Annotated in this window: 10 protein-coding genes; 6 read left to right on the top strand and 4 right to left on the bottom strand. The window is 68.1% G+C overall.

Translation table 11 applies throughout. From position 1 onward, the window contains the following. The first annotated feature begins 578 nt into the window (after positions 1-578). From J7J50_RS24560 to J7J50_RS24550, 3 genes are all read left to right on the top strand, one after another. Positions 579-2,114, top strand: a complete 1,536-nt coding sequence (locus tag J7J50_RS24560) for a helicase HerA-like domain-containing protein (RefSeq protein ID WP_215061164.1) — start codon at positions 579-581, stop codon at positions 2,112-2,114. A gap of 142 nt (positions 2,115-2,256) precedes the next feature. Further along, the gene (locus J7J50_RS25330) at positions 2,257-2,757 is read left to right on the top strand and encodes a copper resistance protein NlpE (RefSeq protein ID WP_215061166.1); all 501 of its coding nucleotides are present in this window, start codon (positions 2,257-2,259) and stop codon (positions 2,755-2,757) included. A 200-nt stretch (positions 2,758-2,957) separates the two neighbouring features. Beyond that, positions 2,958-4,217 carry a DUF4013 domain-containing protein gene (locus J7J50_RS24550; protein ID WP_215061168.1) on the top strand — a complete coding sequence of 420 codons (1,260 nt, stop codon included), beginning with the start codon at positions 2,958-2,960 and terminating at the stop codon, positions 4,215-4,217. A gap of 21 nt (positions 4,218-4,238) precedes the next feature. On the opposite strand, the gene J7J50_RS24545 is transcribed toward J7J50_RS24550, so the two are convergent. Beyond that, positions 4,239-5,714, bottom strand: a complete 1,476-nt coding sequence (locus J7J50_RS24545; protein WP_215061170.1) for a rhomboid family intramembrane serine protease — start codon at positions 5,712-5,714, stop codon at positions 4,239-4,241. Between the two features lie 156 nt (positions 5,715-5,870). On the opposite strand from J7J50_RS24545, the gene greB reads away from it, so the two are divergent. Then, entirely contained in the window at positions 5,871-6,386 is a 516-nt protein-coding gene (gene greB / locus J7J50_RS24540) for a transcription elongation factor GreB (RefSeq protein WP_215061179.1), read from the top strand. Positions 6,387-6,523: 137 nt separating this feature from the next. Next, positions 6,524-6,691, top strand: a complete 168-nt coding sequence (locus tag J7J50_RS24535; RefSeq protein WP_215061181.1) for a hypothetical protein — start codon at positions 6,524-6,526, stop codon at positions 6,689-6,691. A 377-nt stretch (positions 6,692-7,068) separates the two neighbouring features. Here the strand turns inward: J7J50_RS24535 and J7J50_RS24530 are convergent, their stop codons facing one another. The 3 genes from J7J50_RS24530 to J7J50_RS24520 form a co-directional block, all read right to left on the bottom strand. Then, a complete protein-coding gene (locus J7J50_RS24530) occupies positions 7,069-7,977 on the bottom strand; it encodes a c-type cytochrome (protein ID WP_215061183.1) in 909 nt (302 codons plus the stop codon). Positions 7,978-8,068: 91 nt separating this feature from the next. Next, positions 8,069-8,704, bottom strand: coding sequence for a hypothetical protein (locus J7J50_RS24525; RefSeq protein ID WP_215061185.1), 636 nt, complete (start codon positions 8,702-8,704; stop codon positions 8,069-8,071). A 107-nt stretch (positions 8,705-8,811) separates the two neighbouring features. Next, complete coding sequence (locus J7J50_RS24520; protein ID WP_215061187.1) at positions 8,812-8,964, bottom strand: hypothetical protein; 153 nt, start codon at positions 8,962-8,964, stop codon at positions 8,812-8,814. 236 nt (positions 8,965-9,200) lie between these two features. On the opposite strand from J7J50_RS24520, the gene J7J50_RS24515 reads away from it, so the two are divergent. Beyond that, positions 9,201-9,694 (top strand): winged helix-turn-helix domain-containing protein (locus tag J7J50_RS24515; protein WP_215097607.1); only part of this gene is annotated, 494 nt, incomplete at its 3' end.

Raw genomic sequence — 9,694 nt, 5'->3', positions numbered from 1 at the left:
CAAACGCTTCAAGCAAGATCAAACACTACAAGCAAGATCAAACGCTAAACGCTTCCGCCATAGAGCGGCGGGTCACTTTCTTTGTCCAAAGCCACAAAGAAAGTAACCAAAGAAAGGGCTTTGGGCTGTTTCGAATCAAGAGCCACGAGTGCGATGCCGACGCAGGCAGGTCCCGCAGTGGGCATCCTGCCCACGGCGGGACCCGGCGCACGTCCATGTGCGCCGCCCTCCGGGTGTCCCTGGTCTCGCGAGTTAATAGCGGCGCCAAGCCACGGCCAAGCAATAACAACAGCTAAGGCAATAGCAGTTGCAAAAGCAGGAGCCACGTCAACTGCGGTAGTCACGGCCATGGCAAGGGCAAGGGCAAGGCAACAGCCACGGCCAATTCAGCAGCAAAAGTAAAAAACAAAATGAGCTTCGACCCGCCCTGCAATTACAACGAACCCCACCCCGGGAATACCACTACCTGCACCAAGCCCATCGGCCGCCCCAAGCCACGCTAAGACGACGGTTCACGAACCCCTCACCGCTGCCGCTAGAATCGGCCCCTGCTCTTTCACTGAACCACGGACACGGACATGGCCCCGACCCCCGGCGCAAACCAGAACGACATCCTGATCGGCAAGGCCGTGACCACGCCCGAAAGCGGGCAAGTCTTCCTGCACACCAAACTGGGCAACCGCCACGGCCTGGTCGCCGGCGCCACCGGCACCGGCAAGACCGTCACCCTGATGACCCTGGCCGAAGGCTTCTCGCGCCAAGGCGTGCCGGTGTTCCTCGCCGACGTCAAAGGCGACGTCGCCGGTCTGGCCGTGCCCGGCGCCAGCAACGACAAGCTGCAGTCGCGCCTGACCGAGATCGGCGTCGCCGACTGGGCGCCGGCCGCCAATCCGGTGGTGTTCTGGGACCTGTTCGGCAAGCTCGGCCACCCGGTGCGCACCACCGTCAGCGAAATGGGCCCGACCCTGCTCGCGCGCATCCTCGAACTCAACGACACCCAGTCGGGCGTGCTCGACATCGTGTTCAAGCTCGCCGACGACCGCGGCCTGTTGCTGCTCGACCTGGAAGACCTGCGCGCCCTGCTCGGCCTGGTCGCCGACGAGCGCAAGGACATCTCCACCAGCTACGGCCTGGTCAGCAGCCAGTCGGTCGGCGCGATCCAGCGCTCGCTGCTGCGCCTGGAACAGGACGGCGCCAACCACTTCTTCGGCGAACCGGCGCTGGAACTGGCCGACCTGATGCGCACCACCAGCGACGGCCGCGGCGTGGTCAACGTGCTCGCCGCCGATTCGCTGATCCTCAAGCCGCGCCTGTATTCCAGCTTCCTGCTGTGGCTGCTGTCGGAACTGTTCGAACAACTGCCGGAAGTCGGCGACATCGACAAGCCCAAGCTGGTGTTCGTGTTCGACGAAGCGCATCTGCTGTTCGACGACGCCCCGGCGGCGTTGCAGCAGCGGGTCGAGCAAGTCGTGCGCATCATCCGTTCCAAGGGCGTGGGCGTGTACTTCTGCTCGCAGTTCCCCGACGACGTGCCGGACAACATCCTCGGCCAGCTCGGCAATCGCGTGCAGCACGCGCTGCGCGCGTTCACTCCGCGCGACCAGAAGGCGGTGAAGACCGCGGCGGAAACCTTCGTGCCCAATCCGGCGCTCAACGTCGCCGAAACGATTTCCAAGCTCGGCACCGGCGAGGCGCTGGTATCGACCTTGCAGGACAAGGGCGTGCCGATGCCGGTCGAACGCACCCTGATCGCGCCGCCGCGCTGCCGCATGGGCGCCATCACCGAGGCCGAACGCGCGCAGGTGCGCGCCGGCAGCCCGGTCGGCGGCAAGTACGACACCTCGGTCAATCGCGAATCGGCGGCCGAAATGCTGGTCAAGCGCGCGCAGACCGCGACCGAGCAGGCGCAGGCGCCGGCCGCCAAGACCCGCGAGCAGGACGATCAGGAAGAAGGCGGTTTCGGCCAAGCGGTCAAGGACGCCGTGTTCGGCACCAAGCGCCGCCAGGGCATGGTCGAGACCATGGCCAAGCAGACCGCGCGCACGGTCGGCAGCCAGGTCGGCCGGCAGATCCTGCGCGGCCTGCTCGGCGGCATCTTCGGCGGCAAGCGCTGACCCTCACGCGCCGCCGCCCGCATAAGTTGTGGGCCGAACGCAGTCGCGCATCGCTTTCGCGCGGCGTCCGGATCGGGTCCGATCCGGACGCCATTGCAACCAGTGAGTTCAGAACGTTTCCACTCATCACCAGGAGCCGCATGTGAATCAGAAACTGCTTGCCCTCGCCTGTCTCGCCGCGCTCGCGCTGAGCGCGTGCAATAAGCCGAACGAAGCCGCGCCGGCCCCCGCCGAAACCGCCAAGGCCGCCGAACCCGCCCCCGCTCCCGCCGCGGAACCCGCGCCCGTCGCCGAAGCCCCCAAGCCCGGCTTCGACGCCGCCGCCTTCGCCGGCGGTTTCAGCGGCACCCTGCCCTGCGCCGACTGCAGCGGCATCGACACCAAGATCGAGTTCAAGGCCGACGGCAGCTACACCATCGAGGAGAGCTACCAGGGCAAGAAGGACGGCAACGCCAAGGGCGACGGCAACTGGACCGCGGAAGAAGACGGCAAGCGCCTGCGCCTGGACCCCAACAGCAAGAGCGCCGCCGATCGCTTGTTCGAAGTGGTCTCGCACGAGGAAATCCGCCAGCTCGACCAGGACGGCAAGGCGATCGACTCGCAGCTCAACTACAGCCTCAAGCGCGCCAGCGCCGCGCAGTAAGCGCACCGCGGCCGGCGGGCGCGGGCGCAAGCACGAACGTCGCCAACGCGCCACCGCACCTTTGGCGAGCATCCAGGCGGGCCGGTCGGTCCGGCCCGCCTCTTCATGCCGGCGGCCGTGCCGAAGCATGGATAAATTCGCGACCGGATCGGCTAACGTAGCCGAACCATAACGACGATCACGGTTTCGACGCCTCCGCCATGCAATCCACCTCGACCCTCGCGCAGCTGGTCCCGTTCTGGCACCGGCTGCGGCAGATCATGCTTTACCCCATCCGTGGCGCCGCCTTCTTCACCCTGCTGGTGCTGACCCTGTGCACCTTCCTCAGCGTCGTGCCCGGCATCGGCTGGCTGCTGTCCATCGTGACCTGGCTGGCGGCGTACAAGTACGCCTTCGAAATCCTGCGAGCCACCGCCGACGGCCGCATGGACCCGCCCGAGAGCGTGCTGAAGGTCGATGGCGGCGTGGTCTGGCGGCTGATCGCGCTGCAGCTGATCTACATGGTCGTCGTGCTGGTGGCGATGCTGTTCGGCGGGCCGGTGGTGGGCCTGTTCGCGCTGGCGGTGATCGTGTTCCTGCAGCCGGGCTGCATCATGTCGCTGGCGATCGACGGCAGCCTGGGCAACGCGCTCAATCCGGCCACCTCCTTCGGCATCGTCGCGCGCGTGGGCTGGCCGTATCTGGCGGTGTTCGGCCTGTTGTTCGTGATCCAGGCCAGCGTCGCCACCGCCGGCATCTGGATGAACAAGTTCATGCCGATGCTGCTGGGCGGCCCGCTGCTCAACCTGGTGTCGTTCTGGGGCCTGTTCGCCGCGTTCCACCTGATGGGCTATCTGGTCTACCAGTATCACGAGGAACTGGGCTACGACCCGGAAAGCCATCGCCATCAGTTGCCGGCGCTGTCCAACCGCGACGGCGACTTGCTCGAACGCGCGCAGAACCTGGTCCGCGACGGCCACAACGACGCGGCGAAGGAAATCCTGCGCAGCGAAATCCGCGTGCGCTCGGTGACCCCGGAGGTGCACGAGCTGTATCACCGCCTGCTGCGCAGCGACGGCGACGCGGCCGAGCGCACCGAGCACTCGCGCCAGTACCTCAACCTGTTGATGATCGAAAAGCAGGAGACCCGCGCCCTCACCGTGATCCGCGAGGCGATCGAAGCCGATCCGCAGTTCACTCTTATGCAGATGGAACACGCCGAACGCCTGGCCGAACGCGCGCGCATGGCCGGTCAATCGCAGTTGGCGTTGGATCTGCTGCGCTCGCTGCTGCGGCAATCGCCGCGCAACCCGTCGGCGCCGCGCTGGGCGCTGGATGCGGCCTTGCTGCTGGTCGATCGCTTCGGCCGCGACGACGAAGCGCGCGCGCTGCTCGAACAGGCCCTGACCCGCTGCGAGGACGCGACGCTGAGCGAGAAACTGCAGGCGGCGCTGAAGCCGCTGGCGCCGGCCAAAGTCTGAAGAACCCGCGGCGCCGCGGCCTCAGCCCGGCGCCGCCAGTTCGTGCTCCAGCAAGAATCGCGCCTTGTCCGCCTGCGGCTGGCGCGGATGACGCTCGACCAGCGCGCGCAACACCCGCGCCTGCTGCGGCCGCGCCTGGCGGTCGCGATAGCCCAGCGAAAGTTCGAACCACAACTGCGCCTGGGTTTCCTCCGGCCACTGCCGGCTGACCGGCCGATCCAGCATCGCCTCGACCGTATCCAGCGCGCCCAGCCCGATCCAGCACCGCGCCAGGCTTTGCCGCTGCGCGCTGTCGATGCCGTCGCCGGCCTGCTCGATCGCGGCCAGGGCCTCGGCCTGCGCCTGCGCGCCTTCCACCGTGTCGGCGCTGGCGGCGAGCAACTCGCGGCGGCGCTGATCCAGCACGTCGCGACGGCCGCCATTGCGGGCGACGCGGTAACGCGCCAGTTGCAGCTCGAAACGTTGCGGCTGTTCGCGCAGCAGTTCTTCCAGCAGGCGGTCGGCCTCGGCCAACTGCATCCGCCCCAGGTGCTGCTGCGCCTGCTCCCAGCGCGTATCGGGCGCGGCGGCGTCGGCGTAGTCGCTGACGAACGCTTCGCGCACGCGGCCCAGGGCGACGAAGACCGCGCCGATCAGCGCGCCGGTGATGAGGCCGCCGGCGTGGGCGTCGAAGCCGATGCCCAGGTTCTGATTGGCGAACAGGTTGTACAACTCCCAGCCCAGCCACAACGGCAGCAGCAGGATCGCCGGCGCGCGCACGTAGTCGAAGATCACCCCGATCCAATAGAAGAACCGCACCGGACGCAGTCCCCAGACCAGGCAGAACGCGCCCATCAGGGCCGCGATCGCGCCCGACGCGCCCAGGCCGCCGCCGGCCTCGCCCCAGCGCCACCACAGCGACGCCGCGCTGGAGCCGTAGGCGCCGAGCACGTACAGCACGACGAACAGCAGCGGGCCCACCGCGCCTTCCACCAGCAGGCCCAGCGCCAGCAGGAACACCATGTTGCCGATCAGATGCATCGCATCGCCGTGCAGGAACGCCGCGGACAACATCCGCCACGGATCGATTTCGGAACTGCGCATGATGTGGCGCAGCGTGAACACCTCGTCCTGCATCGCCTCGTAGCGCGCGCGCAGCGGCCGCCACTGCTCCAGCGTACCGGCATCGGGAAACAGGGCGCCGCCGCGCAGCGCCTGGGCGAAGGTCACGTCGGTCAGGGTGTGCACGCCGACATACGCCAGCCGCTCGCGTTCGCCGGCCGCGGCGAAAGCGGCGCTCGCGTCGGCCTGGCCGGTGTTGCGCAGATGCTGCTCATAGGCCGGCGCTTCGATCCGCCCCAGCCCCGAGTCCAGATAGTACTGGCGCAGTTTCTCCAATCCGGCGCGGTCGCCGCTTTGCAGGGCCAGGAACACGAACACGTTCGCCAGCGCCAGCAGTATGGTCACGAACGGAAAGTTGGCGCGGGTGAACGGGCGGTGCAGCGGCAGGATCAGCATGGGAACACGGCGTGCGGCGGGTCTTCGCGACGCACAGCCTTGCCGATGGATCGGGGCCATTGCAAGCGCGCCGGGCCTCGCCCGCGCGGCGCCGCGCTTGAACCGCGGGCGCCACTCTGCGATAACGGCCGCCCCGCTTGCTGCGATGCCTTTGCGATGGGCCGATGGCGCCCCCCTGCCGAACACAGCACCGCCCTGATCACCCGGGAAGGCCACGCGCGCCTGAAGCACGAGTTGGACGACCTGTGGCGGGTGCGCCGTCCTGAAGTGGTCAAGGCGCTGACCGCGGCCGCGGCCGAGGGCGACCGTTCGGAAAACGCCGAGTACATCTATCGCAAGAAGCAGCTCGGCGAAATCGACCGGCGCGTGCGTTATCTGAGCAAGCGCCTGCCGTTGCTGCGGGTGATCGAGACCACGCCGACCGATCCGCAATCGGTGTTCTTCGGCGCCTGGATCGAAGTGGAGAACGTCGCCGACGGCGAGCTGGCGCGTTACCGCATCGTCGGCCCGGACGAAACCGACGCCAAGCTCGGCTACATCAGCATCGACTCGCCGCTGGCGCGGGCCATGCTCAAGCGCCGCGTCGACGACGAATTCGAGGCGATGCTGCCCGGCGGCATGGCCCGCTTCGCGATCGTCGCGGTGTCTTACGCCGGGCCGATCGAAGGCTGAGCGGCGGCTTGCGACGCGCCGATGTCGGGTTCGCGCCGCGGATTACGAACTAAGGGTATCCCTCGTCCTGGCGAACGCCGGTGCGGGCGGAGGCTTCGCCGGGAAGCGATTCCGGCATTACCCTGAGGAGTGATTCGATGAAAGTCTTGAACGACAGCGAAGTCCAGACCGTGTCCGGCGCCGGCATCACCGACGTGTTCCCGCGTCCGTACTACACCCCGTCGGAGCGTCTGCTGCAGAATCCGTACTGGGCCCAGCAGTGGGAGCTGTGGGGTCCGGACCGTATCGGCGGCTATCCGAACTGAGTTCCACGCCGGCGGGGGCTGTATGCCCTCGCCGGTGCTTCAGCTCGCCATTCCCGCGAACGCGGGCTCCGCTTTACTTCGGCGGAGCCGAACATCCAGAGACTTCAAACGTTCTCGCACGAAAGGCCCTGGATTCCCGCGTTCGCGGGAATGACGAGCCAAAACTGGATTCCCGCGTTCGCGGGAATGACGAGCCAAAACTGGATTCCCGCGTTCGTGGGAATGACGAGCAAAAAAAGATGGCTCGATACTCGAAACAGATGCATTGAACAGACCTTTACAACGAGTCCAGCAACTCATCCGGTTTCGGCGTCGTTTCCATATACAACGGCTTATATTGCGACTGACGCGGAATCCGCCGGCCGATGCGCGCCGGTCTAGCGCGAGCCCTGCGCCTTCGCCGGCAACTGCCGCAGGTACAGATGCAGCGCGCGCAGATCGGTGTCGTCCAGCGCGGCCATCGTCGCGAACGGCATCGCCGGGTCGATCGCGCCGCCGTCGGGGCGGCGGCCGCTGCGCATCATCGCCTTGAACGCGTCGAAGCCGGCGTAACGCGGCATCGCGCTGCCCGCGCCCGGGGTCAGATTGGCCGCCGCCGGCCACTGCGGCGGCGCGCCGGGAATCGTGCCGCCGCCGAAGCCCGGGCCGTGGCAGCCCTGGCACATGGCCGCGACGTAGGCGCCGTGCTCGACGCTCGCCGCCACCGCGACCGGCGCCGGCGGCGGCAGGGCGTGATCGATCTTGGCCGCCGCGTCCTGCATCAGCCCCAGTCCATACACCACCCGCACCGGCAACGGAAAGCGCAGTTCCGCCGCACCGCCGGCGATCGGCGGCAGTTGCCGCACGTAAGCGACCAGCGCGGCCAGATCGGCGTCGGTGAAACGGTTGTAGTCCTCGCTGGGCATGATCATCAGCGGATGCGAATCGCGATCGAGCCCGTGCCGGATCGCGCGCACCCAATCGCGTTCGCGGTAGCCTTCGATCGCGCTGCCGGCGCCGCCGGTGATGTTCGGCGCGCGCACCCGCAGGCCGTTGGGATCGTCGATGAAGACGCGGCCGGCGCCGTCGCCGCCGTGGCATTCCTGACAGCCGCGCGAGCGGTACAGATAGCCGCCGTGCTGCAAGGCGCCGTGCGTCGGCTCGGCGTAAGCCAGCGGCGCGACCGCCACATCGACCTGCCGCTCGCGCAGTTGCGCGCCGCGCCACAAGGCGCCACCGAGCGCCAGCGCCAGCAGCGCCGCCACGCCGAGCACGATCTTCAACACCCGCGCCGCCCACTTCTTCATCGATCACCTCGTTCGGGAAAACGCCGACCGTACGTCGTGTGCGGCGGCGACAAAAACTCTCGGATCGCAGCCGATCGGCGCGCATCCGGAATCAGTGGGCGGCCGCGGGCTTCAAGCGCTCGGGCAGATCCACCGGCTTCATGTCGGTGCTGTCGTAGGCCTGCGCAAAGGCCTGGCCGGGCTTTTGATCGGCGCCGCATTCGGCGGTCCACTCGGCGTAGTCGCTGACTTTTTCGCCGCTGTCGTCGGTGGCCGCGGCCGGCTGGGTGATGACGTCGCGGAAATAGATCTGGCCGTCGTCGATGCGCAGCCGGGTGATCACGTTGTGGTCGCCGAGCTTGCACACCGTGCGGCCGAGATAGAGGCCGTGTTCCTTGTTCGACACGCTGGTGCTGCACTTGTCGGCGGCGAACCGGGCCGGGCCGCGGTTGATCATGCCTTCGCTGGCGGCGTCGATGCAGATGAAGGCCTTGCCGGTGTCGACCAGTCCGGCGAACACGCCGTCCTCGACCCGCCACAGGCCCGGCTTGAGCCGGGGCTGGGTGCGGGCGGCATCCGGTGCAGCGGAGGCAGCCGGCGCCTCCACGGCGGGGCTGGAGGGTGCCCGCGCCTCGACAGACGCCGGCTGCTTGGCCGATGCGGGGGGCTCGCCGGAGCGGCTGCAGCCTTGGACGGCGGCGGCCAGCGCGAGGAGCAGTAAAAGGTTGGAACGGACGTGGGTGAGCATGATGGAACCCTCCAGGGATGGCTTTGCGGCTTGCGTGGTGATCGATTGCCGGCTGCGGCGTGCGGCGATGCGACAGGCTCAGCGCCCCGGCATCGCCGGCATCCGCATCAACTCGCTTGCGCGCCGGCGGCTTCGGCCTGCGGGCTGCTCATCTGCCACAGGCCGGGCTTGAGCTTGGGCGGGGCGACCGTCGGCGCGGCGGCCATCGCCGAACTCATGGCCATCGTCAACAGCGCGGCGGCATACCTTGGGTGGATCATGTCAACGCTCCTGTGCGTGCGTCAGGGCAAGTCGCGAGCCGCCGGACGAAGCGGCGACCGCCGCTGCCACCCGGCCCGTCCTGAGCCGTCCTTGCCTGTGAGGACGCACCGTAGTCGCCCGGCCGGTACCGGCGCGCGGAAGAAAACTTCTTTTTTTTGTGATTTTTGCCTCGCCAGGCCCGAGAATGGCCGCGCACAGGGGCCCCCGCCCCTCGTTGGGCGCAACGGGTAAGTGCATGTCTGATAACGAGATTTACCGATTCGGCGGGTTCCGCCTGGAAGCCGGCCAACGTCGCTTGTGGCATGGGCAAGACCCGGTGGACCTGCCGCCGAAGGTGTTCGACACCTTGCTTGTGCTGTTGCGCCGGGCCGGTTCGCTGATCACCCGCGACGAGTTCTTCGCCTGCCTGTGGCCGAACACGGTGGTCACCGAAGCCAGCCTGGGCAGGCACATCTGGCAGGTGCGCAAGGCCCTGGAACGCGACGTCGGCGTCGATTACGTCCAGACCGTACCCAAGCAGGGCTACCGCTTCGTCGGCGAGGTCGAGCGCGAGGCACCGGCGGCGGCGCCTGCGCTGACGCCTGCCGCGTTCCCGCCTCCCGCGGCCGTACCGATTGCGGAACCGGAGGAACCCGCGGTCGCGGCCGAACTGGCCCCCCTCGCGCCGCCCGCCCCGGCGCCCACGCCCGCCTCGACACCCGCCCCACCGCGCCCGCGCCGCCTGTGGCC

Origin of the sequence: Lysobacter sp. ISL-50, assembly GCF_018612875.1 — a bacterium.
Lineage (GTDB): Bacteria > Pseudomonadota > Gammaproteobacteria > Xanthomonadales > Xanthomonadaceae > Lysobacter.
Note: the sequence above shows the minus strand (reverse complement) of the source record. Positions and strands in the feature narration are given on the sequence as shown.